Source organism: Streptococcus sp. E17BB, assembly GCF_041807725.1.
GTDB classification, from domain to species: domain Bacteria; phylum Bacillota; class Bacilli; order Lactobacillales; family Streptococcaceae; genus Streptococcus; species Streptococcus entericus.
Genome location: NZ_JBGTZC010000004.1, coordinates 25,137 through 50,120 on the forward strand (window position 1 = coordinate 25,137; position 24,984 = coordinate 50,120).

Sequence of the window (24,984 nt, forward strand, 5' to 3'; positions counted from 1 at the left end):
AGTCCGTTTCGGTTAATTGGCAGGAAACTGCCATAACTTTTCTATTCTATCATATTTTTAGCTAACTTGCCATTTTTGAAGCAGTTGCTCACGCTCCGTCAGAATATCAGCGTTGTCCGTCTTCACCGCCAGCACCAGCTCTAGCATATCATCGTTCGGTGTTTTGATGATTTCCCCCAAGGCCCAAAGCGCTGTCGCCGTGTGAATGGGGTTATTGTTTTTATCAATGATTTCCAAGAGCTTGACGACTGCTGTCTTGTCGTGAGCATTGGCAAGGGCGATGATGGCATTGCGTTGGAGGATATTTTTCCCTCGCCAAGAACCGGCAATCATGCCAAACTTTTCCTTGAAGGTCGAGTTGGTCAATTCCAAGAAGGGAATCAGCTCTGGCCAAGCCAGTTCAGGGTCAATCTCGCTGGCCAAGGGATTATTTAACCCTTTATTGTAAGGGCAGCAGATTTGGCAGATGTCACAACCATAGATAACAGTCTTGATTTTCTTGCGAAATTCCAGCGCCATCATGCCCTTGTCCTGGGTTTGAAAGGATAGACAACGCTTGGCGTCCATGCTCCCATCCCCAATCAAACAGGACGTCGGACAGGCATCCAAACACCGCCTGCAGTCCCCACAGTCATAGTCCACAGGCTGGTCGGGCTCAATCTCCAGATTAGTAATTAGCTCTCCCAGATACATATACGAGCCGTATTCTTTGGAGATGACCAAGCCATTTTTACCGATGAAACCAATCCCTGCTCGTCTGGCTACCGCTGTATCAACCAGAGCGCCCGTATCCACCATGGCCTTGTGCTCTAACGGAAAAGCCTTGCACAACTCTCGAATGCCTGCTGCTAAACGATTGAGCTTGTCTTGGAGAACATAATGGTAATCAAGTCCCCAGCTGTTTGGGGTGATTTTACCTCGCTTGTAATTGGTCTTTTGAGGTTCAATCGGCAGTTTATGGGGGTAAGCAACCGCTATGGAGATGATGGTTTTGGCTGATGCCAAGCTCAGCTTGGGATCCAAACGTTCCTCAATGTTTTTGTGCTCAAAGCCTGACAACCTGTCCTCATCAGCTGCTGCGCGCAAGCTTTTCTCCAAATACGAAAAATCATCAGCCGTGGTAAAGCCGATTTTTGAAATGCCAATCTCTCGCGCGAGTTGCTGAATCTGAGCCTTTAAATCCATACTCTCATTGTACGCCAAAAAAGTGACAAGCGCAAGAAGCTAGCGTTACAAGTTGGTGACATAAAAACCAACCCTTTCGGATTGGTGAACAAGAAAACTGTTTGACAGATGAAGATACCCAGTTCAGACAGAATAGCCAATCACCTCTCGACAGATGGTATCAATCGTCTCGCCATCGACACTGTCAATCCTCATGCGGTAAACGTGATGCAAGCGTGGGTTGTAAATTCCAAGATAAAGAAGTTACTTAAAATGATCATCATAAGATTGGAGACCCATCAAGTAATAAACGAGTACCTGAAGGGTGTGCTTTGCTGTTGGTTTTGCCTTACTCACCTTAAAATCCCACAGGGTATCACTGGTTAAAAAGTCTCCATCCCCACTATCAATGGTTTCTGTATAACCTCCCAGCATGTTAAAACCGTCTTTAATAACAGGACCATAATGATTGAAAAAGACTAAACTCCGCTCGACCATTATTCGAATATTTTCAATAGTCCACATATCCGGAACGATGCTCTCAACAGGCTTATAACCAGAGCGACCAGCACGGAAGACCACATCATAGCCGACTAATTGACAAGCGCAAGTAATGGAATAACTATCCAAACCAATGATGCTCTCCAACAATTCCCAAGCATGCTCAAGTTCATCTATCATCTGAGCACCATAGAGGGAAATCCGAAACGTCTCCTCAGCCTTTGTACCCAATGTAAAACGCGTTAAATAATCAACCGCCAAACCAACCAAGCTGCTATGGATATTTTCAGCAGGCGCTAACTCTTCACCAATAGGCAACTGAGTGACCTCAAAACGAGATGGTTTAACATAACCACCTCTTGGTTGTTTAATCGCACTGATACGTTGCGTAACAGAAACCATCATTCTCTCCCATTTTTTTTGATTTTATTATATCATATCCCCCTTCTCTGTCAAGAAAAAAAGAACCCAGCGAATCGCTGAGTTCGAGGGTTAAATCGCATTCTTATCTTGTCCAGTCGCACGTTGCACAGCCTTAACAAGCTCAACCACCACAATCATGAGACCTGCACCGATGACTGTTACCAGCCATTGGGTCGGTGTCAGCACCGTCACGTGGAAGAAGGTGTTAAAACCTGGCACCACAATCGTTGCCATCAACATGAGGAAGGCCACTACAATCGACCAGTTGAAGAGCTTGTTCTTAAATGGACCGACTGTAAAGATAGACTGGTAAACAGACTTGACGTTAAAGGCGTGGAAGAGCTGGATGAGACCAAGGGTCACATACGCCATGGTCAAAGCGTCTGCATGGATGGCATGGTGGTCACCTGCATGCTCTGGGAACTGCAAGGCAAACCAGTAAACACCCAAGACCAAGATAGTTTGCAGGATACCTTGGTAAATGATGGCTCCTAGCACGCCACCTGAGAAGAAGCTGGACTTGCGTCCACGAGGCTTGTGGCTCATGACACCTGGCTCAGCAGGCTCCACACCCAAGGCGATAGCTGGCAGGGTATCGGTTACCAGGTTAATCCAGAGCAGGTGAACTGGCTCCAGAACGTCCCAACCAAAGAGGGTTGCAAGGAAGATACAGAGCACTTCTGCGGTATTGGCTGACAGGAGGTACTGGATGGTTTTCTGGATATTGGAGAAGACCTTCCGACCTTCTTCAACTGCGACGATGATGGTGGCAAAGTTGTCATCCGCCAGCACCATGTCAGAAGCACCTTTTGAAACTTCCGTACCTGTGATACCCATCCCGATACCGATGTCAGCTGTCTTGAGCGACGGTGCATCGTTGACACCGTCACCTGTCATGGCAACAACCTTGCCTTCATTTTGCCAAGCCTTGACAATCCGCACCTTGTGCTCAGGCGATACACGGGCATAGACAGAGTATTGCTTGAAGACTTTTTGGAACTCTTCATCGGTCAACTCATTGAGCTCTGCTCCTGTGAAGACGTGATCTTCCGTGTCATTCGGATCGATGATCCCGAGGCGCTTGGCAATAGCTTCCGCAGTATCCTGATGGTCACCTGTGATCATGATTGGACGGATACCCGCTTCTTTTGCCACAGCAACAGCTTGCGCTGCTTCTGGACGCTCTGGGTCAATCATACCGACCAAGCCTGCGAAAATGAGGTCATTTTCGACCACTTCTGTCTCAAGTGTCGGAATGCTGTCCACATACTTGTAAGCCATCATGAGGACACGAAGCGCTTGCTTGGCCAGCGATTTATTGGTCGCAAGGATGGCTTCACGGTCAGCGTCTGTCAGGGTACGCACCTGACCACTGTCCTCAATCTGGGTAATCCGCTTGAGGAGCTGGTCTGGCGCACCTTTGACCGCTACAAAGTAGCGACCATCTGCCTGTCGGTGAATAGTGGACATGAGCTTACGCGTTGAGTCAAATGGCAACTCTGCCACACGTGGTTCCCCTTCTAACACCTCACGCACATCAAAGTTCTTGTCCAGACCAAACTGCACCAAGGCTGTCTCCGTCGGGTCACCGATGAGCTTGCCTGATGGGTCAATCTTGGTGTCATTGGCAAAGTTCATGACACGAAGGGTTGAATTGCTAGCGTCAAATGCCGCTGACGCATTGAGCAATTCACCATTTGTATATACTTTCTCAACGGTCATCTGGTTCATGGTCAGAGTACCCGTTTTATCCGAAGCGATAATCTCCGTCGAACCGAGCGTTTCCACCGCTGGCAACTGACGGATAATGGCATTCCGCTTAGCCAATACTTTTGTACCAAGTGACAAAACAACGGTCACGATAGCTGGCAGTCCTTCTGGAATAGCCGCAACCGCAAGGGCAATCGCTGTTGTCAACCCTTTCAGAGCTGGCGTTCCTTGGACAAAGACACCAACAGCAAAAGTAATAGCTGCAATCACCAAGACCGCATAGGTCAGCACCTTAGACAACTGATGGAGGTTTTGCTTGAGCGGGGTATCGCTCTCATCTGCGTTTGCCAACATACCAGCGATATGACCGACCTCAGTGTACATCCCTGTGTTGGTCACGACACCAGAGCCTCGACCGTAGGTCACGTTTGAGTTCTGGTAGGCCATGTTGACACGGTCACCGATCAGAGCATCCGCAGCCAAGGTGACTGTCAAATCTTTCTCAACAGGAACTGACTCACCCGTCAGAGCAGCTTCCTCGATTTTCAGGGAGTTGGCTTCCAAGAGACGCATATCCGCTGGCACCACATCCCCTGCTTCTAGCATGACGATGTCGCCAGGCACCAAGTCTTTTGAGTCCACTTCGATGACATGACCGTTCCGACGGACACGGGCAACAGGCGAAGACATGCTCTTTAGGGCTTCAATGGCAGCTTCTGCCTGTCCTTCTTGGTAAACACCAAAGGCAGCATTTAGAACGACAACGGCTAAGATGATGATGGCATCCGCCAAGCCGTGCATCCCTTCTGTCACTACGGTCAAAATCGCCGCTGCCAAGAGGATGATAATCATCAAATCCTTAAATTGGTCGATAAATTTCTGCAAGAGGGTGCGTTTTTCTCCCTCATCGAGCTCATTGCGACCATAGTCTGCTAGACGAGCCTTCACCTGATCATTGGTCAGACCATCAATGCTGGCCTCCAACTCTGCCAACACGACGTCTTCATGCTTGGCATAATAGGCGTCACGTTTTTGTTCTTTTGACATGTGTTCTCCTTTTCTAGTCTTTTTCCATGTCAATAGAAAAAGACCTGTTTTTTCTAAAACAAGTCTCGCGGTTTCAGACAGCGCCGGAAAATAATTTTCGGAATGACGACCCTGCCCAGCTGTTGCCAGCTGCTGCTACTCCCTTGAATATGTCTACTAGTTTACCAAATCATCAGCAAAATAGCAAGAATTTCGTCAGTTTATTTTTGCCAAGAAATGTGTAACTCATAACTAGCAAAAGGCTGCTGAGCTTCTGGTGAGGGCAAGAGGTCATAACTGACAAGAACGGTTTGCTGACTTGCCGATAAGTTAAACGCTCTGCTATTGGTCACTAACCGCTGAACCCCCATCGGTGTCGGAAGATTGGCCGTACCGATGCCGCCAGCAACCAACCTCAGTTGCGTCAAGGGAGCGGAATAACGGGTCATCAGCAACTCATTAGTGTTGAGCTTGATGATAACTTTCTCCCCCTCGCTGTTATGGTAAATCAAGTATAGCCAGTCACCTTTGACGACTAAATCGCCTGTATGCGTTTCGTGAATCAGCTCGACATCATCATCTATCTGAATTTTATTTTGAATGGTAATCTGCACAAAGCCTCTCCTTAATCTTTCCCTTTATTTTACCAAAAAAGACCAGCCGTGGCTAGTCTTCTCATCTTTGTCTTATTGCACTGCCTTTTTCAGATCTTCCACCTTGTCCAAGCGCTCCCACGGGAGGTCAATATCTGTCCGCCCCATGTGGCCATAGGCCGCTGTCTGACGATAAATCGGACATTTGAGATCCAGCATCTGGATGATGCCAGCTGGTCGCAGGTCAAAAACCTCTCGAACCGCAGCCTCTAGTTGGCTCTCCGCTACCTGTCCAGTACCAAAGGTATCAATGCGAACAGAGACAGGGTGGGCAACTCCGATGGCATAGGCCAGCTGGACTTCTGCTTTTTTAGCCAAACCTGCACCGACGATATTTTTAGCGATGTAACGGGCAGCATAGGAAGCGGAACGGTCAACCTTGGTCGCATCCTTGCCAGAAAAAGCACCGCCACCATGACGAGCAAAACCACCATAGGTATCCACGATAATCTTTCGACCCGTCAGACCAGAATCTCCCTGCGGTCCACCAATCACAAAGCGACCCGTCGGATTGATAAAGAACTTGGTCTCTTCATCCAGATACTGAGCTGGAATCACCGCCTTAATCACCTGTTCGATCATATCTTTGCGGATTTGCGCATTGGTCACCTCTGGGTCATGCTGGGTCGAGATAACCACCGTATCTACGCGGACTGGGCGGTCGGTTTCATCATACTCCACCGTCACCTGCGATTTGGCGTCTGGTCGTAGGTAGCTGATGGCGCCTGATTTGCGGAGTTCGGCTAATTTCCGAACCAAGGCATGGGACAGCGAGATAGGCAGCGGCATGAGTTCAGGCGTTTCATCAATGGCAAAGCCGAACATCAGCCCTTGGTCTCCCGCACCGATGAGGCTCAGGCTATCCATATCACCATCCCGCACCTCTTGAGCTTCATTGACCCCTTGGGCAATATCTGGAGACTGCTCAATCAAGGATGGGTGTACCCCGACCGACTCAGCTGAAAAACCATAGTCATTTTTAGTGTAGCCAATCTCTGCGATGGTATCTCGTACCACCTTGTCAATATTGACATAGGCTGTCGTTGAGATTTCCCCAAAAACATGCACCGTCCCTGTGTAAACAGCCGTCTCTGCTGCCACGTGGGCATCTGGATCTTGGGCTAAAACCGCATCCAAAATCGCATCTGAAATCTGGTCAGCAATCTTATCAGGATGCCCTTCCGATACTGACTCAGACGTGAATAATTTCCGTTCTGACATAAAATGTCCCCCCCTAAAATGATGTATGCTCGTATTGACTAGGTCAACCACCAGCACCAAGACGGGAGGACACAGCAAAAAACAGCCTATCCCCCCTAAAACGAGTTACAAAGCACTAGCTTGTGGTCAGTCCCTCATAAACAATACTCGTCATGAGCAAGCAATTGCTCCGACCAACCGTACAAAGACTGACCCCAAACTACCTTTTCGGGACTCATTATGACTATTAGTATAACACATATTGACCCTATTTGCTACCTAGTAACTGATAAATTTTGGCTATCACTGTCAGCCATGTTATCCTACTGGCGCACTAATTCTGCCAAGAGTTGGCGCATTGTCTTGTTCAGAACTGGATGGGTATAATGAGGGGCAATTTCCGCTAACGACTGCAAAACAAATTCTCGTTCAGCCACATAGGGATGGGGCACAAGTAAATTGTCTGTGTAGAGGGTCTTATCACCAACAAATAGAATATCCAAGTCAATGACGCGAGGACCCCACTTGACCTCACGTATCCTGCCCATCTGAGCTTCAATAGCCAATAAGGTGTCAAGCAAGGCTTCCGGTGTCAACCAGGTTTCAATTTCAATCACTTGATTGAGAAAACTATCCTGCTCCACACCGCCCCAAGGCTCAGTTTCTAGGACACTAGATTGCTTAACGATGGTTAGGCCCGTCTGCCTCATCAATTCTACGGCCTGAGTCAGGTGAGCCTGTTTGTCCCCCAAGTTTGTGCCAAGTCCGATAAAGGCTCTGCTCTTTTCACGCGTGAGCGCGACCGAACAAGTCTCTAAGGGCAAATGCACAGGTGCCCAAGGCTTTTTGAGGGTAAGGGTGACTGACTGACTAATCGGGTAATGCTCAAAAATCTGCTCCACTAGCCGATAAGCCGCCGTCTCAATCAGGTCATAGCTGGTCTCCTGCAACCAGTCCGTCAGCTGCTGGCTGAGCTCACCGTAATGAATTGAAGCCGTTAAATCGCCTGTCCTTGCTGCCTTAGTCATATCATAAGTCAGTGTCAGGTCAATGATGAACTTCTGCCCTAATGCTTTCTCCGCTGGGAACACCCCATGGTTTGCAAAAATCTCCAATCCTAAAATCTCTAGCCTGTCCATCCTAGACCCCCATGAGGCGGTAGGCCTCGTTTTTCAAGTCCTTATCGGTGTCAAAAAGCCCCCGAGCAACACTGGTTACTGTGAGCGTTCCTGGTTTTTTAACCCCTCGCATGGTCATGCACAGGTGCTCTGCCTCGATAACGACCAGAGCTCCTTTGGCATCAAGGTAGGTCATGAGGGCATCAGCGATTTCCATGGTCAGACGCTCTTGAATCTGCGGTTTCTTGGCGTAAACATCAACCGACCGTGCTAGTTTGGACAGCCCTGCGACACGGCCGTTAGGAATATAAGCGATATGAGCCTTACCATAAAAAGGAAGAAAATGGTGCTCACACATGGAGGTGAAGGTGATGTCCTTCTCGATGACCATGTGATCGTCAACAATTTCAAAAGACTTAGTCAAGTGCTCCTCGGCTGTCTGTCCCAAACCTGAAAACACCTCCGTATACATCCGCGCCACACGGGCTGGGGTCTCTTGCAAGCCTTCCCGTTGCTTGTCCTCTCCAATCGCTTCAATAATCTGTTCTACTGCTGCTTCAATCTTGCCTAAATCCATGGCAACCCCCTTCTTTTTATCTTTTTATTTTACCCTTTTTTCAAAGCACTTTCAAGCTAAAAACAGCCCTCAGGGGGCTGTTCCTTATTTCTTGTAAGCTGATAAATGCTTATCCGTTTGTTGTTGGGCTTGGGCAATGGCAGAGCCCATCAGTAGACCCAAACGGTGAGCCGCCGCATCATGGACACGCAGGACTTCAATCCCCTGACTGGCAGCGATAGCAGTTAGGTAACAGGAACCCAGATCACGATTGGCAAAGCCTGCTGGGCTAGCGACATCAGTCTCTAACCCAGCCTCCTCTAGCAAGCTCATGATGAACCGTTTACGAGATACTCCGAGAAAGATGGGATAACCCCTATCATGAAGCACAGATAGGTGTTGTAATAACAACAAATTTTCCCGTTGCGTCAATCCAAAGCCAATTCCTGGATCTAAGACCAAGCGATCAGCTGAAATCCCTGCCTGCTCTGCTATTGCTATCGAGCGAGACAAGTAAGCCTGCATCAGGTCAAGGATCGGTAGCTCCGCAAACTCTTCCAACTCCTCTGCGGTAAAGGCCCAGCCTGTCCCAAAGGTCGGAAAAATTTGGCTGCTCGGATTTTGGGGACGAGCGATGACTGGATTAAACATCAGAATGGCCTGTTTGCCATGCTGGGCGACCACCTGAGCCATCTTGGGATCTCCCAGAAAGCCTGTGATGTCATTGACCACATCTGCCCCTGCTTGCAGAGCAGCCGCCGCGACGTCTGCTTTCCACGTGTCAATGGAGATGAGGATATCACTGATGGCTCGAATGGCTAGGATAACGGGGACAACACGAGCAATCTCATAAGCCACGGAAACATAGGTTGATCCTGGTCTGGTCGATTCACCACCGATGTCAAGCATCGTGGCCCCCGCTGCAATCAGCTCTTTGGCCTGCTGGACCGCTGCGTCTACCGCCAGGTATTTTCCCCCATCAGAAAAAGAATCAGGGGTCACATTGATAATGCCACAAAGGGCAGGAGCCTGCCCGCGTTTAATCTCTCTCATCAGAATAACCTCCACCAAGTCCAGTAAATGCCAAGGAGCAAGAGCGGTGTCAAGACCGTCATGACAATCCCGTAGCGGAGCATGTAGTGGTCAGGGTAATAGCCCTTGCCAATCCCCAAGAGGATAATCGCATGATTGAAGGGCAAGAGAAAATGAATGTTGACAAGGGTATAAGTCATCAAGGTCACTAAGTGCGCTTGATAACCTGCGGCCGCCATCAGAGGCGCGACAATCGGCAGAACAACCGACATGGTAGCGACCGATGACCCAATCAAGACATGAAACAGCATGATAATCACGATAATCACCAAGAGGTAGATGGGTGACTGCCCACTGGGAATCAGAACCTTCATCTGTTCAAAGACCAGCCCGGTAATGCCAGCCTGTCCCAGCACCTTGCCAATCGAGAAAATAGTCGTTAAAAAAAGGATAAAGTGCGGGTTGATGGCAGACAAATCATCCTTGGTCAAAATGCCTGTCGCAAAAAAGATGACCACACCAACCACGACCGGCAACCAGGCTGGCAGCTGGTGCCATCCAACTATTGTCCAAGAAAGCACAACCCCTGCGATGACTAGCAGGCTGAGACGCTGCTGGTTGGCAGATAAACTCTGATGAGACTTATCTGGTTTTAGGAGCATGGCAGAGCTAAAAGCTGATAACTCTTTTTTGAAGAGAGTTTTGGTCACTAAGATGGTCACAGCAGCGGTAACCACAACTGGCAAGCTCATGAGTTTGAACCAGTTCCAGCTGGTCAAGGTCGCTGCAACGTCTTGGCCACCGAAACTGATAGCTGACAAATTGAGCAAGATATCACCCTGCCGCACCAGCATGTAGGCAATCGATACACCGATAAAACCGTTCATCATCAACACTCGCTTGGCAGCCATTTCCTCTGTTGTTCTGGCCTGCAAGAGACCGTCCAAAATAGTCCCTAAGATAATCACACGCACAAAGGCCTGAGGAATCAGGATAATCAAGACCAAACCCAAAGCGTAGGGCACTAACAGCAAGAGATTAGTATTGTTAGCTGATGTCGCCAGCCACTTTTCCACATAGGCCTGAATCAGACCTGTCTTCATCATGCCCATACTGAGCAAGGTCGTGCTCATGATCAGCAGGTTCATATCTCCCCAGAGAAAGCCAAATATCTCGATAGGAGGCATCTGTCCAAAAATGATAAAGCTCGCTAGTAAAAAGAGACAAGCTAGGCTCTTGTGCACCGCATCGGTCGCCCATGAGGCAACCGTGATGATAAGACTTGACACTAACACGGTCTGATTGAACGAAAAGCCCAAGGGGTTCCAAATGGCAAATAGCAGAGCTAGGCTAATGATAATCGTTAGCTCACGTCTTTTTAAGTGTTTCATAAAAAATGCCCTTTCTTAAAAAAATTGGACTATTGTATCATTAAAACAACTCAGTTGTCAACATAGAAACGACATCAAAATTAACTGGTCGACCCTATCCTAGTGGGCGAGGTAGTCTTCCCAAATTTGGTCAAAATCACTGAGTGAAAAGCTAAAACTAGCTTCCTGTTCCAAGAAACGACTGATGGTGTCAAAATCATCAGTGTGCTTAGGAAAATCACTCTCTGAGAAAGCCAAATCAGCCAGTATCGCTACTGGGGCAGTTGATTTCGGATGGCGTTGCGTCATCAACCAATGGTAGAAGGATGTTCTCACTGCCAATTCCTCGCAATAAAGGCCTCACGCACCCCACTGCTCATCTTGTAACGAACAGGATTTGTCTTGTAAAAGGCCTGGTGATAGCCCTCCGCTGGGTAGAAGGTCTGGGCTGGCTCAATCGTAGTCACGATAGGGCGATCAAAGCGTCCAGAATCAGCTAACGCCTGCTTAGACTGCTCTGCTATTGCCCGCTGGGCATCGGTCGTATAAAAAATCACAGGGCGGTAGCTATCCCCTCGATCCTGAAACTGGCCAAAAGCATCGGTCGGATCCGTCTGGCGCCAGTAAAGCTCAACCAAGTCGCTGTAAGAAATCTTCTCAGGGTCAAAGATAATCTCAACCGCCTCGGTGTGCCCTGTCGTTTTGCTGCAGACCTGCTCATAGGTCGGGTTTTCAACATGACCACCCGTATAACCCGACAGGACAGAGAGAACACCGTCCGTCAGCTCAAAAGGCTTAACCATGCACCAAAAACAACCACCTGCAAAAATTGCTCGTTCCATACTATTCTCCTTTATCTTGATTGATCCAAACGGATACCTGACCCGCTGGTACTGTAAACTCACCAAAGCCATCAGGGGCGATGGTAACTGTTTCTTCGTGATGCCCCATGGCATCATACCATACTTCACCTGCTCTATTTTCCCCGACAAAAAGACGTTTCTGTGCTTGGTCTGCTGTGTTCACCAAAACTGCGCAAGCACCTGGATGTTCTGCTCTTCCTCGTCTAACCCAAGCCAAGCAAGTCGGGTCATCAGCATAATCATCTTGAGCACCGTAGGCATGTTCTTTACGAAGATGGAGCAATTTATCCAATACTTCTTTGTGCCCTTCTTGCCCGTCTATGCCATAGTAATCACCGTAAAATAAGCAAGGAAAACCTGCTTCCCTCAGTAAAATCAAGGCATAAGCATGCGGCTTAAACCAGGCGTCAACGAATGATTCTAAGGCCTCCCCAGGTTGCGAATCATGATTATCCACAAAAGTGACCGCCCTTGTCGGGTTCTGGGCGACAACTGTGCCGTCAAATATCTGACGTAAATCGTAATTTCTACCTTCTAGGCTGGCTTGTCTAAGGTGTTGGTGCAAGGGTACATCAAAACTATCCACTTTTCCAAAGGTCAATCCAAAAAATTCGTCTAGTTGCCCGTAGTCATGATGCCAATACTCCGCCACAAAAAAGAAATCATCACCATGTTCCTGCCGAACATAATCTATTAACTCCTCTAAGACAGTCGCATCAATATGCTTGGCCGCATCTAACCTTGCCCCATCGACACCGGTTTGGGTGATGAACCACGACAACCATTTTTTAGTTTCAGTCATGACCTCAGGGTGGCTGTAATCAATATCCGCATTCATCAGATAGTCGTAGTTGCCCTTTTCACCGTCAACCATCTCGTTGTCCGCCCAACCCTTACCGTCACCTTGAATCATGTAAATCGCTGACTTGCCGTTTTCATTATTGAAATCCAAACCTGAAAAATGGTACCAGTGCCATTTAAAGGATGAATAAGTTTCGCCACGTCCAGGGAAGGTAAACTTTGTCCAACCCTCAATATCGTAAGGATCTGTTAAAACTTCTTGACGGCTATTTGGGTCAACTTCAACAACTGTAAAACGCTCTAGCTCGTCGGCTCCTCCTCGGTGGTTTAGCACCCAATCAGCATAGACCTGAATGCCACATTCATGCAACCGATCAATAGCTACTAAAAGCTCCGCCTTCGTGCCGTACTTGGTCCGGACAGTTCCTTTTTGGTCAAACTCCCCCAAATCATACAAGTCATACACGCCATAGCCAACGTCATTTTGATCACCACCCTTATAGCAGGGTGGTAGCCAAACCGCTGTCACTCCCAACTCCGCCAAATGCTCGGCATCAGCTGCCAGACGATTCCAGTGCTCACCATCGTTTGGGGTATGCCACTCAAAATATTGCATCATCAACCCGTTCATCTCAAACCTCCTTCAATGTTCTTATTAGTCTAGCACAAAAAATAATTTTTGTCTGTTTTTTAATTGCTTTTGAAAGCGTTTTATCGTAAAATAAATAGTAAGCATGAAAATAATTTCTATAAGGAGTATACTTTATGTCTATCAAGCGTGTAACCGTTGCTGGTGGCGGTGTTCTAGGTAGTCAAATTGCTTACCAAGCGGCTGTCTATGGTTTTGAGGTTACCTTATACGACATCAGTCAAGAGGCTTTAGAAACAGCCAAGGGAAAAATCCACACTTGGGCTAACATGCACCATCAAGATTTAGGGACCCCCTTGGCAGTTTTGGAAAAAGCAGAGCAGTCTATCACCTATACTACAGATATTACAGAAGCTTTTACGACTGTTGACTTGGTCATTGAAGCAGTCGCTGAACGCCTGGATATCAAAAAAGCCTTCTGGTCATCTGTTGCAGATCTTGCACCCAAACAAGCTATTTTTGTGACCAATACCTCGACTTCAATTACTCGAGGAAAAAATCGCAAATGCCCACATTGGACAGTCTAGCAATCAAGGCTTCTATTACTACCATGAGGGGATTCCTTACCTTGCTGCAGATTTTTTGAAGTAATGCCAATTCTGTTCAACACATAACTCAAACAAAAACTAACCTCAAAACCACACTGTACCCACGTCTTGAAAAAATATTCAAGACAGCGTATCAGTGTGGTTTTATATTTTTTGACCCTCTATTGTCACAACTTAAATCATTCCCCTTGTATTTTAAAACCAGCTATGTTATACTAAACCTATCTTAAACGAAAGCGAGGACTAAACTATGCTAAATATGATGACACCAACCCCAACTCATTGTCGTCAGGAAAACACGTACGGTCTAGTGCCTTGTTAACATCAGCTTTTTCATGAAACATCTGATGAACAAGTCATCGACCGATGGACGATAGCGATTGGAGGCTGGCGCTTGCCTGCCTTTTTGTCTGCTCTCTGCTTGTTTTCCTTTGCCTGAGGGATTTCCCTCCTTAGCCCTGTGAAAGGAAAAACATGTCGATCACAACTTATCTTCTTCGTTGCAAACGGGAGAATGCCAAACTGCTCTTTTGGCTTGTCCTTAACTCGCTTTGTGTCTTGGCAAACGGGCTCTTGTCTGCCCAAGCTCTGACCAATCTCGTCGCCCAAGATGTTCGAGCTTTTCTCATGTCTACAGGTCTGAACCTCTTGGTCTACTTACTCTGGATGCTTCAGATTAAACAGATTGTCCCTGCTCGTGAGCGTGCCCTACAAGCCATGAACCACGAGATGCGGACGGATATTCTCACACGACTGAGTCAGACCAACTATGAGCAGTTCCAGCGTGAGTCTGCGGATACCTACACCTCTTGGTTGACCAATGACATTCTGACAATCAACGAGCTGGGTTTTGAAACCTTAGAGCTCATGCTGACGCAGTTGCTGAACCTTATCTTTTCTGCAATAACCTTAATCTCTTACCACCCAAGTTTTGCCCTCTCAGTTTTGCTTCTCACTGGCTTGATGAGCCTCCTGCCTAAACGCTTTGAGCAGAAACTGGCAGACAAAGCTCTGCTATTTTCCGAAAAAAATGACCAACTGCTTACCAGCATCAACCACACCCTGAAGGGTTATGGTACACTCTTTGGAGCTGGGCGTTTAAGTGAATTGGTGCGGCGTGTGGGCGCGCCAGAAGCTGCCTACGCCGCTAGCCGAGTGAGCTATCAGCAGACGCTGGGCAAGATGATGGCGACACAAAATGGGCTGAGTTTTCTCAGTCAGTTGACCATTTTGGCTCAGGCTGGTCTCCTCTTTGCCCTTAATCAGGTGCCCATCGGTGCAGTGTCCAGCAGCCCCTACTTTGCCTCCATCACCTTTGCTGGCTTGACTGGCTTCTTTGCCAACTGGGCAGAAGTGCGATCGATTGCGCCGATTTTTACGAAGTTCCAGAACATTCCTGAAGCGACCAAATCTGGAGCAGACTGGATAACAACCATGGGCACAGCGCTCACAACCCATGATATACAACTGATGGTCAACGAGCAGCTGATCCTTGACTTTCCTAATATCACGTTAACTAAGGGCAAGCACTACCGCCTGATGGGACCGTCTGGTTCAGGCAAGTCCACACTGCTCATGCTCCTCTCTGGTCGCTTGACCCCGACGACAGGACAGCTAACGATGGATAGCCTACCTGCTAGGACAAGGGCGCTGACCCAACTGACCACCTATGTCCCTCAGGACAGCTTTATCTTCACCGACACCCTCCGCTACAACCTCACACTGGGGCGGACTATCCCTGATGAGCCCCTGCTCGATGGCTTAGTCGCTATCGGTTTGGGGCAATGGCTAGCGCAGCTACCAGATGGGCTGGATAGTCAGATTAGTCAGGAGAGCTTATCAGGCGGACAGGCACAACGGCTGAGCTTTTTACGAGGTGCCCTAGAGGATAAACCGATTTGGTTACTGGACGAAATCACCTCAGCCCTTGACCCAATCAGTCGACAGACCATCAACGCCTATCTTGATAAACAGCAAGACAAAACCATTCTCCTCGTCAGCCATCAGGAGAGCCTCAATAGCTCAGAAAAATGGATTGACCTTGAGATGACCTAGACAAAAAACCGACCTGAACTGGAGCCCTTAAGTCCGTTCAGGTCGGTTTTTATCATCATTCCACTCTTAAAAGACTAATCGTTAATGTCAGACTATCATTTGATAGAGGAACAAGATTTTCTGCTTTCAACTGTTTTTAAAACAGAAGCACTATATCATGTTCCTGTCTTGGATTTTACAGCAACCAAGGAGTGTGCTCTGACTTAACCGATCACTTCTGTTCCAAAGGCATCCTGTTTAATCTTGCCAGCCTTCATCAGACCACCGAGAGCCTTTTTGAATTGCCCTTTAGAAATACCAAAGGTAGCCTTGATCTCATCTGGACTGGATTTATCATTCAGGGTCATGAACCCGCCCTGTCCCTGCAAGTAAGTCAAGATCATCTGAGCATCATTTTCCAACATCTCAAACGATCGTGGTTTGAGCGAGAGATTGAGCGTGCGGTCAACTTCTCGGAAACCAATGACACGCACCGACAATTCCTCTCCCAGACGCGGTTCTGTAAAACGCTCACTAGGATGGATAAAGCCCAACATGTTATTATCAGGCAGGTAGACAAAGGTGCCTGACAGTTTCAGACGGTAAACAATGGCACGCAACTGCTGATTCTGCATGTTGTCGTAGGCCTTACCAGCTAAGCGTTGGAAAACTTCTTGCTCAGCAGGCAAGGCCCAGAGTCGGTCTTTCTTATCAACAGTCAATGTCACATAAAGCTTGTCGCCTTTTTTAGGCCAGAGTTCTTTGAGCTCAGGTAGGACATCAAGAGACACCACAACTTGCTTATCTGGTAAGCCTGTATCGACAAAGACACCCAAATCCTTACGAAAATCAGTCACCTGCCCCCAGCCATAACTGGTCTGGGTTGCTGTCTGCTCTAGGGTCGTCAGGCGATTTTTCTGTGTCATATCCTGATAAGCAAAGCCAGTGATCATCTCACCGAGTTGATGGGACCCTTCCGCCTTTGCTAGCGCATAGGTGACCCCGTCTTTTTGAACAAAATAGTAGTCCTTGTTCTCATCGGTCACCATGGCTGTTATGGTTTTTGCTAACTGTATCGTCATCATGTTCCTTTCTTTGTGTCACATTCCTTTGTCATGGCTAAGCACCTCTGGTCATCAAAAGATTTCTATCAGCCTCTTTTAGACAAGGTTATAGCGCTCTGAGTGCTAAGCTAGCCACCAAACTGCCCAAACTCATACATGGTCTTAAAAGCCTCAAACGATAAGGCATGGTCAAAGGTATAGAGGCGCTCATCAACCTCAATCAGCTCTTGACCAAGACTGATATGGTCTAAAATCTCCTCCAGCTTAACAATCTCACGCAAGCATCTGGTCAAACGGTGGTTGTCTGCTGTCTGGTAGCTGAGAGCTAAGCTGTTTTCGTACTCTGCTAAGAGCTGGTCAAGAATATCTCGTCTGTCATCATATAAAACCCTTGAATAATCCAGATTCATTTTAGCACGACCGATGATGATCAACTCCGAAAAAGACGAATAATCCGACCGAGGAGGGTCAAATACCATTTCGGTTAATACCCTAGCCAAATAATACCTCATCGTGCTCAATCTCCATGTCTGTCATCATTTTGCAGATCCAACAAGAGCTTCAAGGGCTAGCGCTACTAACATCAGCTAGTCGTCGCAGCACTCGTTAATCTGTCGTCATCTTTATCAAAAATAGCAGAGCGACCAACCTGCCACCCTGCCAAATCTTTTTCTCTCTTCTTAACTAACGGCTTAGATGTCCAACAATTCTTTTTCCTTGTCGGCAATCATCTTGTCGATGTGTTTAACAGCGTCGTCTGTCGCTGCTTGGATATCCTTCTCTAATTTTTTAAGCTCATCTTCAGTGATTTCTTTAGCTTTTTCTTGTTTTTTAGCCTCATCCATGGCATCACGGCGGATGTTGCGGATAGCAACCTTACTGTTTTCACCAACTTTTTTCACTTCCTTGGCCAAGTCACGACGAGTTTCCTCTGTCAAGGCTGGAATGACCAAACGAATAACTGAGCCATCATTGGCTGGGTTGATGCCGAGGTCTGACTCGTTGATGGCACGCTCAACATCTTTCAAGACAGACTTGTCAAAGGGAGTAATCAAGAGCACACGCGCCTCAGGCACAGTGATAGAAGCTAGCTGATTGAGCGGTGTCGGTGCCCCGTAATATTCTACTGAGATGCGGTCCAAGAGACTAGCATTGGCACGACCGGCACGGATACCAGCAAGCTCACGAGAGAGGGACTGGTGAGAGTGTTCAAAACGTTCTTTAGCTTTGGCAATAATTGTCATTGTATTCTCCTTTTTTGATTAGCAACGGTTGGAAACAGTTGTTCCGATATTTTCCCCCAGAACAACACGTTTGATGTTGCCCGGTTCATTGAGGTTAAAGACCACCAAGTCAATGTCATTGTCCATAGACAGGGAGCTAGCGGTCGAATCCATGATTTTCAAGCCTTGCTTGAGGACTTCGATATGGGTTAGCTCGTCAAACTTGATGGCATCAGCGTTTTTACGAGGGTCATCGTTGTAGACACCGTCTACCCCATTTTTCGCCATGAGAATGGCATCCGCTTCAATTTCAGCAGCCCGTAGAGCAGCTGTCGTATCAGTTGAAAAGTACGGAGACCCTGTCCCTGCAGCAAAGATAACAATTCGTCCTTTTTCCAGATGACGAAGGGCACGCCCTCGAATATAGGGTTCAGCCAGTTGTTGCATGTTAATCGCTGTCTGTACTCGAGTATCTACACCGCACTGCTTGAGGCTGTCCGCCATCACCAGCGCATTCATCACTGTCCCAAGCATGCCAGTGTAATCCGCTGATACCCGATCCATACCAGCTGCTGCCGCTGGCTCACCCCGCCAGAGGTTACCGCCACCGATAACCAAAGCAATCTGAATGCCTGATTCTGCTACTTCTTGGATTTCTCTCGCCACGCTCTGAACGGTAGGTAAATCAATACCAACACCACGCTCACCAGCCAGAGCTTCGCCTGATAGCTTAATCAAGACACGATTGTACTTGGGTTGCACCATTTTTAGGTCCTCTTTTCTATTTGCTTCTTATCCTTTCCATTTTACCATATTATCCCTCAATACGGTAGTAGGAAAGTTATTTTTTCACAACCTGGCTTTGGATAAGTTTTTTCGCGCTATTGCCAAGGTAGCCATGTTCAAGCTTGTCATGGCGTCATCACTTGCTGCAATAGCAGACTTGCTAATCCAATACTAAACCAGACCATCGCACCCAATAACATCGGTTTTAGACCTGCACGTTTAATCTGTGCAATGGACAGCTTACTGCCGACAGCAAAGAGGGCCATAGCCATCAACCATTTCGATAGGGGTTGACTAAGGTCTCTCAAGGCATCCGGTATCAGCCCCAAGCTTGTCAGTAAAGAAGCGAGTAAAAACAGGAAAACAAAGGTCGGAAAAACCTGTCTCAGTTGGCGTGTTCTGCCGCTCTGTCCTTTTTCAAAACGTCGAAAAGCAAAAAAGACACAGGCTGGTAAAATCAATAGTGTTCGCGCTAATTTGACCACCACTGCCACATCGCCTGCCACCTGACCATAGCTATAACCTGCGGCAACAACAGAGGAAGTATCATTGATAGCTGTGCCTGCCCAAATACCGAAGGTTTGCTGACTGAGGTCGAGGGCTTGCCCAAGAGCAGGAAAAATCAATAGCCCCAGCAAATTAAACAAAAACACTGTCGATAGAGCGAGGACGATGTCGTCCTCTTCAGCGTCAAGGATAGGTGCTGCTGACGCAATAGCTGATCCTCCGCAGATTGCCGTCCCAAAAGCAATCAACAAGGTCAGATTGTGACTAAGCTTTAATTGTCTTCCCAAAACCAGCGCAACAGCAAAGGCGAGAAAGAGAAGGGGGATACTTAATTGAAACGACCACAGACCTAGGGACTTTATATCTGCAAAGGACAGTCGGAATCCTAGCAAAATAATACTGTACTGGAGACCAAGTTTACTGGCTAACCCTAGCCCAGAGCTCAAGTGTTTCTCCTGTCTCAGTAGACCTGACAAGCTAAGCCCCAGTGCCAGAGAGAGGATGCTACTATCTACCAGAGGTAGAAATGAACTCAGCCAAATAGCAAAGATGCCGGCGAGCCCTGATACCATTAGTCCCGAGAGGTGTTGACGCATGTTTTCTCCCTTCTTGCACACAAAACCCCTCGCCAGAAGGCAAGGGGCACTAGATGATATTCCCTACCGGAATCGAACCGATAACTACTTCTTAGGAGGAAGGTGTTATATCCATTTAACTAAGGGAACCTTGCCTTGTTATTGTACCGTGATTTGACAAAAATTGCAAGCATCATCTAATCAGCACTCTGCCTCTGCCAACTGACGGTACTTGTCCATCTTCTCTTTGAAAAGTTCGCCATTGGTCGGCGGGGTAAAGCTGATGGCATTGGCGCCTGCGGCAATGGTCTCTAGAATACTCTCTCGGCTCTGACCGCCCGTTGCGATAATCGGAAGGTCTGGGTATTGCTCACGAATCTTTCTAACAATCATTGCGGTTTTAGCTCCTCCGCTAACATTAACGATATCAACACCAGCTTTCAGACGTGATGGCAAATCAGAATGCTCTGAAACCAAGGTATAGATAATCGGAATGTCAATACGATTGTTAATCTTTTTAATCGTGTCACTATCGGTCGGAGCATTAACCACCACAGCCATCGCTCCTTCAGACTCCGCAAACAAACTCATATTCGCCGATCGGTCACCTGTCGTTAAACCACCGCCAACACCTGCAAAAACAGGAACAGAGGCAACTAACATGACACTTTTTAAGATAGCTGGGTGTGGTGTAAATGGATAAACCACCAAAATGGCATCCGCATTATTATTGGCGATAACTGCCACGTCTGTGGAAAATAAAACAGATTTAATCACACGCCCATAAATAGAAATGCCGCTACAAGTTGCAATCTCTTTGGGAATTTGAACAATCTCACGTCGCAAATTGGACATCACCGCTGGAATATGTTTTTCTGTCATCGTTATCCTTTATAATTGATGTTACTCTGTTCGTAAGAAGCCAAAACTCTCGAACGGTTTCAAGCGAAAGATGAGGACACCCTTGATGTCCTGACGAGCAATCGGACCAAACTCTCTGCTATCGGTCATCTCTTGACGATTGTCGTTCAAGACAAAGTACTGCCCCTTAGGCACTGTAGCATCTGGGTCATCCAGTAAAATTGCCAAGCTGAAATCTGGCGTAAAGGGCATCTCATGACCTGTTTTTGACAGGTAAGCCCGTTTCATCTCCTCGATATAGGGCTGTTCAACCACTTCCTGATTACGGTATAAAATATCCTCAACAGACATCAGCTGATCGCCTGCCTGCCCTATAACACGCCCGATGTGAGTCTCGTTGTCGACTTCATAAATCACAAGGTTGCCATAATCAGGTGTCTCTCGTCGTGAAAACAAGACCTGATCACCTGTGTTAAGGAAAGAATTGCTATCTCTCTCCTGAATCGTATAAGTCCCAAAGACAAAAGACTGAAGCCCGACAAAAACAAGAATGACTGTTACAATCAACAATATCCCTGCAATAAAATCACGTTTTACCATAGTTTTATTTTACCACATTTTCAGAAAATCATAAAGCTAATCCAGCAAAAATCACTAGGACGACATCAAAACGGCAACGATAACCGTTTGACTCACTTCGTATCTCCTAACTACCAGATAAACAATCTCTGTCTATTGCTCGTTTGACAGTTAAAGAGACCTAGCCAATATTTTCTCATGACTACACAGAAAAAAGGCAAGGAACTTGGCAACAGCTCCTTGCCCTGTGTTTATGATGATTTCTGTTCTTGTTCTAGTGATTGTTGAAAGGACATGGATAAGACTAGACCGACTCCGATTAAATTTGTAACTAGAGAAGACCCCCCTTGAGAGATGAACGGCAAGGGAATACCTGTTAGGGGAAGAAGACCCATTGCTGCTCCGATATTTTCAAAAATATGAAAGAGAATCATCATAATGAAGCCGGACGAAATATAGACATAAAACCGATTATTAGAAACCAGCGTGATTTTTAACATGCGATAAATCAATAGCAGATAAAGAATCAAAAGCAGACTAGAGCCGATAAACCCAAAATTCTCTGCGATAACCGTAAAAATCATGTCACTCTCCCGGACAGGAATATTTAGGTCAATCACGTTAAATCCTTTCCCAGTCAAGCCACCACTACCGATTGCAATCATGCTCTGGGTTTGCTGGTACGAAATGCCTTCAGCATAAGCAAAAGGATCTAGCCAAGCCGAAATTCGGTTAATCTGATAGGTATCCATTCCCAAGTTAAAAAAGAAATCCTTGCCCCACGATTGTGTAAATACCCATAAAAAACCTGCAATTCCCGCAGCAAATCCTCCGACAACAGGTAAAATAAGCCGCCAACTAACACCTGATAAGAGAATGATACCGGACAAAATTGCCAGAAAGACAAGAGATGTGCCTAAATCCTTCTGAAGACCTAACAAGATAAACACAGGAACCGTTAATAACCCGTATAGACTCAGCAATTTCAAGTCCCTTGCAATAGATACCTGAGGAAACTTCTCCTGATACCACACGGTCACAACCGCCAAGATTAAAATATAGGCGATTTTCATAAACTCAGATGGCTGAAATAAAGTCGCGCCACCAAGGGTCACCCAGTTTTTAGCACCCGTTGACGAAACCAGCCCCGCATCAAAGTAAATCAGGGGCAAGACCATCAACCCTAGCCCTAACACATAGAGCAGGGGACTGACCTTCCAGAGAAATGATTTGCTAAAGAGCATGACCACCAAAGCCATCAGTAGACCGATAGCTGTCCAAGCGAGTTGCTGAATCATCACAATCCCCACACGGTCTGGATAATCATGACTTGTCGCGATAAAAACTGAAAAAAAACCTGTCAATAGCAGGAAAAAGACTGGCAACAGCAGGACATAATCAATGTGTCTCTCAATAGAAGAAATCGTCTTGAACATTACAGGTCACTTTCTAAGAAATGGCAGTTTGTGAAAATTATCAATTAGGTTTTCAACATCAGACTTAGACTTAACTCTTTTAATACCAGTTTATCTGATGGCTAATCTGATCTAAAACTCCCAGTCATGGAGAAGAATTTAATCACATAGGACTATTGTTGCTATAAACACCTTAGGTAACAGGGAGCGATTACTCCTACCATTATAGCAAAAAAGGGAAAATAAAAACAGCTAAAAAGCTGTCTTTATTCTGATAACTATACGACTAATACCATCAACAAGTGAAGTCTCAAAGCTGTCACAACCAACAGACCACAACCAGTCTCTTGGTGCCCAGTTTTTTAGACATCTCTTACGATGTTTTGGTTTTTAATCCCCAACTGTACTGCCCACCTCTCGCTCATAAGTGAGATTATTGGGGCGCTCAGGACTATACCAGCTGGGAATTTCTCCTTGACAGACGAAGCCCATCCGCTCATAAAAAGGGATACCCATCTGGTTGTTTTTAGCAACGGTGACTTGTTGGCGGTTAATCCCGTAAGTCGCCTTCTGGTGGTCGGTCAGAAAATTAACGAGAGCACGTCCCAATCCCTTACCCTTGTGCTCTGGGTGAACATAGAGGACATAGATATCCCAAAATTACCCTCACTGACACCGCCACCGATAGCCCCTAAGATGTGACCGTCTAGCTCAGCGACCATGTAGCCGTGCCAGTGCTGATCACTGGTTGAGCATTCTTTGGTCACTCGGTCGAGGTTGTAAAAGTCAGCGATCACCTGCTCGATATACCCTGGAGGATTCAAGTCCTTATAGGTCACACGCCAAGCGGCCGAACAGATAGCACAAATGGTAGCTGCGTCAGCTGGTGTTGCAAAACGGGTGGTGATGGTCATCTTAATTCTCCTTTTCTGATAGAGATGACTGTTTCGGCGTCGCCAAGTCTTCTAAAAAATCAATCAAGAGGGAAAAAAGCCCACTCAAGCTGACTGTTAGTCCGATACCCCAGATGAGCTTGGTCAGAGATGCGGTGCGCAAGCCATCAAACAAGAGCGTCCCAAGCCCTCCAGCATTGATGGTCGCCCCAATGGTCGCCATAGCGATGATGGAGGTCGCTGCTAGCTTAATGCCTGCAAAGAGAGCAGGTACGGCTAAGGGTAGCTGAACAGCCACTAACAACTGTCCCTCCGTCATGCCCATGCCGCGTCCCGCCTCCAAAAGAGCTGAGTCAATCTCAATCAAGCCCGATAAAAAGCTCCGCACCAAGATATACTGGGCATAGAGGGTCAAAACGATAACCGTGGTGGTCTGCCCTAGACCTGTCAAGGGAATCAGCAGGGCAAAAAAGGCAAATGAGGGCACCGCATACAAGACAGACAAGAGATAGACGGATACTTGCTGCAAGCGTGGAAAGCGCCAGAGGAGCAGGGTTAACCCAATTCCAAAAACCAAGGCAAATCCCAGAGCCAGCAAGGTCAATTGGAGGTGTTCCAAGACCAAGCGAAAAAGCGCCTCACGATGGCTGAGTGCGTACTCCATCAGGTCAATCCTCCTACTAGCCTGTCCTGCCGCTGAACCGTTTCGAGCAGGGATTTGACAAAATCCGTCCGAGGGGAAGCAATAATCTCCTGCGGACGATCAAACTGCACCAACCGCCCCTGGTCCATGACCATGACACGGTCGCCCAGATAGAGAGCCTCATGGATATCATGGGTGATGAGAACAAAGGTCTTGTCAGCCAAGGACTGGTGGAGAGTCTTGAGCTGGTCTTGCAGGTGATGGCGGGTGATGGCGTCCACCGCCCCAAAGGGCTCATCAAATAACACCATCTGCGGATCAGCAGCTAGTGCTCTGGCTACTCCGACCCGCTGCTGCTGTCCACCAGAGAGTTCCTTGGGGTAGCGATGGGCAAAGTCTCTGGCAGGGAGCTGCACCATGGTCAGCAACTCCTCCACACGCTGGTCAATCCGCTCGTTTTCCCAGCCCAAGAGTTTAGGGACAGTGGCGATATTGTCTCGGACGGTCAGGTGGGGAAAGAGCCCAATCTGCTGAACCACATAGCCAATTTGCCGACGGAGGGCAACAGGATCGGTCGCCGACAAAGGCTGACCATCTAACAAAATCTGCCCTGTATCTGGCTCTAAGAGGCGGTTCATGAGCTTGAGCGTCGTCGTTTTCCCAGATCCTGATGTCCCTAAAATGGTAATAAACTCACCCTTAGAGAGGGTAAAGGTCAAATCGGACAAGACTGGGGTATCGCCGTAGGTTTTCCCCACCCCCTCAAAGGTCACTAATGCTTGCGTCATCT

The 24,984-nt window shown here is 47.3% G+C and carries 25 protein-coding genes, 1 tRNA gene and 1 pseudogene; 2 read left to right on the plus strand and 25 right to left on the minus strand.

Annotated elements, in window-relative coordinates:
* Window positions 1–57 precede the first annotated feature (57 nt).
* From queG to ACERC7_RS01655, 12 genes and pseudogenes are all read right to left on the minus strand, one after another.
* Window positions 58–1,185: a tRNA epoxyqueuosine(34) reductase QueG gene (queG, locus tag ACERC7_RS01600; RefSeq protein ID WP_373660060.1), complete on the minus strand. Its 1,128-nt coding sequence runs from the start codon at window positions 1,183–1,185 to the stop codon at window positions 58–60.
* Window positions 1,186–1,308: 123 nt separating this feature from the next.
* Window positions 1,309–2,067: pseudogene (locus ACERC7_RS01605) on the minus strand (hypothetical protein).
* A gap of 90 nt (window positions 2,068–2,157) precedes the next feature.
* Window positions 2,158–4,845, minus strand: a complete 2,688-nt coding sequence (locus tag ACERC7_RS01610; RefSeq protein WP_373665945.1) for a cation-translocating P-type ATPase — start codon at window positions 4,843–4,845, stop codon at window positions 2,158–2,160.
* 200 nt (window positions 4,846–5,045) lie between these two features.
* Window positions 5,046–5,438 carry a DUF1934 domain-containing protein gene (locus tag ACERC7_RS01615; RefSeq protein ID WP_373658224.1) on the minus strand — a complete coding sequence of 131 codons (393 nt, stop codon included), beginning with the start codon at window positions 5,436–5,438 and terminating at the stop codon, window positions 5,046–5,048.
* Window positions 5,439–5,510: 72 nt separating this feature from the next.
* Window positions 5,511–6,698 (minus strand): methionine adenosyltransferase, encoded by a 1,188-nt coding sequence (gene metK, locus ACERC7_RS01620; RefSeq protein ID WP_373660063.1) that lies wholly within the window; start codon window positions 6,696–6,698, stop codon window positions 5,511–5,513.
* 302 nt (window positions 6,699–7,000) lie between these two features.
* The gene (gene folK, locus ACERC7_RS01625) at window positions 7,001–7,816 is read right to left on the minus strand and encodes a 2-amino-4-hydroxy-6-hydroxymethyldihydropteridine diphosphokinase (protein WP_373665946.1); all 816 of its coding nucleotides are present in this window, start codon (window positions 7,814–7,816) and stop codon (window positions 7,001–7,003) included.
* Window position 7,817: 1 nt separating this feature from the next.
* Window positions 7,818–8,372 carry a GTP cyclohydrolase I FolE gene (folE, locus tag ACERC7_RS01630; protein WP_373658221.1) on the minus strand — a complete coding sequence of 185 codons (555 nt, stop codon included), beginning with the start codon at window positions 8,370–8,372 and terminating at the stop codon, window positions 7,818–7,820.
* 84 nt (window positions 8,373–8,456) lie between these two features.
* Window positions 8,457–9,404 carry a dihydropteroate synthase gene (folP, locus tag ACERC7_RS01635; protein WP_373665947.1) on the minus strand — a complete coding sequence of 316 codons (948 nt, stop codon included), beginning with the start codon at window positions 9,402–9,404 and terminating at the stop codon, window positions 8,457–8,459.
* Complete coding sequence (locus ACERC7_RS01640; RefSeq protein ID WP_373665948.1) at window positions 9,404–10,774, minus strand: SLC13 family permease; 1,371 nt, start codon at window positions 10,772–10,774, stop codon at window positions 9,404–9,406. Before ACERC7_RS01640 ends, folP begins: the two co-directional genes overlap by 1 nt.
* Window positions 10,775–10,873: 99 nt before the next feature.
* Window positions 10,874–11,089, minus strand: coding sequence for a YozE family protein (locus tag ACERC7_RS01645; RefSeq protein ID WP_018369174.1), 216 nt, complete (start codon window positions 11,087–11,089; stop codon window positions 10,874–10,876).
* Window positions 11,086–11,595, minus strand: coding sequence for a peptide-methionine (S)-S-oxide reductase MsrA (gene msrA / locus ACERC7_RS01650; protein WP_373658218.1), 510 nt, complete (start codon window positions 11,593–11,595; stop codon window positions 11,086–11,088). Before msrA ends, ACERC7_RS01645 begins: the two co-directional genes overlap by 4 nt.
* Before the next feature lies 1 nt (window position 11,596).
* Window positions 11,597–13,048, minus strand: coding sequence for an alpha-amylase (locus tag ACERC7_RS01655; RefSeq protein WP_373665949.1), 1,452 nt, complete (start codon window positions 13,046–13,048; stop codon window positions 11,597–11,599).
* Window positions 13,049–13,182: 134 nt separating this feature from the next.
* Here ACERC7_RS01655 and ACERC7_RS01660 point away from each other — a divergent pair, with 134 nt between their 5' ends.
* Together ACERC7_RS01660 and ACERC7_RS01665 are read left to right on the plus strand one after the other, a co-directional pair.
* Entirely contained in the window at window positions 13,183–13,593 is a 411-nt protein-coding gene (locus ACERC7_RS01660) for a 3-hydroxyacyl-CoA dehydrogenase NAD-binding domain-containing protein (protein WP_373658216.1), read from the plus strand.
* Between the two features lie 495 nt (window positions 13,594–14,088).
* Entirely contained in the window at window positions 14,089–15,669 is a 1,581-nt protein-coding gene (locus ACERC7_RS01665) for an ATP-binding cassette domain-containing protein (protein ID WP_373665950.1), read from the plus strand.
* 203 nt (window positions 15,670–15,872) lie between these two features.
* Here ACERC7_RS01665 and ACERC7_RS01670 read toward each other — a convergent pair whose 3' ends face one another.
* From ACERC7_RS01670 to ACERC7_RS01730, 13 genes are all read right to left on the minus strand, one after another.
* Window positions 15,873–16,730 carry a S1 RNA-binding domain-containing protein gene (locus ACERC7_RS01670; RefSeq protein ID WP_373665972.1) on the minus strand — a complete coding sequence of 286 codons (858 nt, stop codon included), beginning with the start codon at window positions 16,728–16,730 and terminating at the stop codon, window positions 15,873–15,875.
* 110 nt (window positions 16,731–16,840) lie between these two features.
* Window positions 16,841–17,224 (minus strand): hypothetical protein, encoded by a 384-nt coding sequence (locus ACERC7_RS01675; RefSeq protein WP_373658214.1) that lies wholly within the window; start codon window positions 17,222–17,224, stop codon window positions 16,841–16,843.
* 180 nt (window positions 17,225–17,404) lie between these two features.
* A complete protein-coding gene (frr, locus tag ACERC7_RS01680) occupies window positions 17,405–17,956 on the minus strand; it encodes a ribosome recycling factor (RefSeq protein WP_018369181.1) in 552 nt (183 codons plus the stop codon).
* An 18-nt stretch (window positions 17,957–17,974) separates the two neighbouring features.
* Entirely contained in the window at window positions 17,975–18,700 is a 726-nt protein-coding gene (gene pyrH / locus ACERC7_RS01685; protein ID WP_018369182.1) for a UMP kinase, read from the minus strand.
* A gap of 146 nt (window positions 18,701–18,846) precedes the next feature.
* Complete coding sequence (locus ACERC7_RS01690) at window positions 18,847–19,824, minus strand: YeiH family protein (RefSeq protein WP_373658213.1); 978 nt, start codon at window positions 19,822–19,824, stop codon at window positions 18,847–18,849.
* Between the two features lie 57 nt (window positions 19,825–19,881).
* A tRNA-Arg gene (locus ACERC7_RS01695) sits at window positions 19,882–19,953 on the minus strand.
* A gap of 51 nt (window positions 19,954–20,004) precedes the next feature.
* The gene (locus ACERC7_RS01700; protein WP_373658212.1) at window positions 20,005–20,685 is read right to left on the minus strand and encodes a hydrolase; all 681 of its coding nucleotides are present in this window, start codon (window positions 20,683–20,685) and stop codon (window positions 20,005–20,007) included.
* 21 nt (window positions 20,686–20,706) lie between these two features.
* Window positions 20,707–21,264: a signal peptidase I gene (lepB, locus tag ACERC7_RS01705; RefSeq protein WP_373658211.1), complete on the minus strand. Its 558-nt coding sequence runs from the start codon at window positions 21,262–21,264 to the stop codon at window positions 20,707–20,709.
* A gap of 230 nt (window positions 21,265–21,494) precedes the next feature.
* Entirely contained in the window at window positions 21,495–22,679 is a 1,185-nt protein-coding gene (locus ACERC7_RS01710) for an FtsW/RodA/SpoVE family cell cycle protein (RefSeq protein ID WP_373665951.1), read from the minus strand.
* Window positions 22,680–23,048: 369 nt separating this feature from the next.
* Window positions 23,049–23,267 (minus strand): GNAT family N-acetyltransferase, encoded by a 219-nt coding sequence (locus tag ACERC7_RS01715; RefSeq protein WP_373665952.1) that lies wholly within the window; start codon window positions 23,265–23,267, stop codon window positions 23,049–23,051.
* The gene (locus ACERC7_RS01720; protein WP_373665953.1) at window positions 23,240–23,572 is read right to left on the minus strand and encodes a hypothetical protein; all 333 of its coding nucleotides are present in this window, start codon (window positions 23,570–23,572) and stop codon (window positions 23,240–23,242) included. The genes ACERC7_RS01715 and ACERC7_RS01720 overlap by 28 nt, the downstream gene beginning before the upstream one ends.
* Before the next feature lies 1 nt (window position 23,573).
* Window positions 23,574–24,215, minus strand: coding sequence for an ABC transporter permease (locus ACERC7_RS01725; RefSeq protein ID WP_373658208.1), 642 nt, complete (start codon window positions 24,213–24,215; stop codon window positions 23,574–23,576).
* On the minus strand, window positions 24,215–24,982 hold the full coding sequence (locus tag ACERC7_RS01730) for an ABC transporter ATP-binding protein (RefSeq protein ID WP_373660073.1): 768 nt from the start codon (window positions 24,980–24,982) through the stop codon (window positions 24,215–24,217). The genes ACERC7_RS01725 and ACERC7_RS01730 overlap by 1 nt, the downstream gene beginning before the upstream one ends.
* Between the last annotated feature and the right edge of the window lie 2 nt (window positions 24,983–24,984).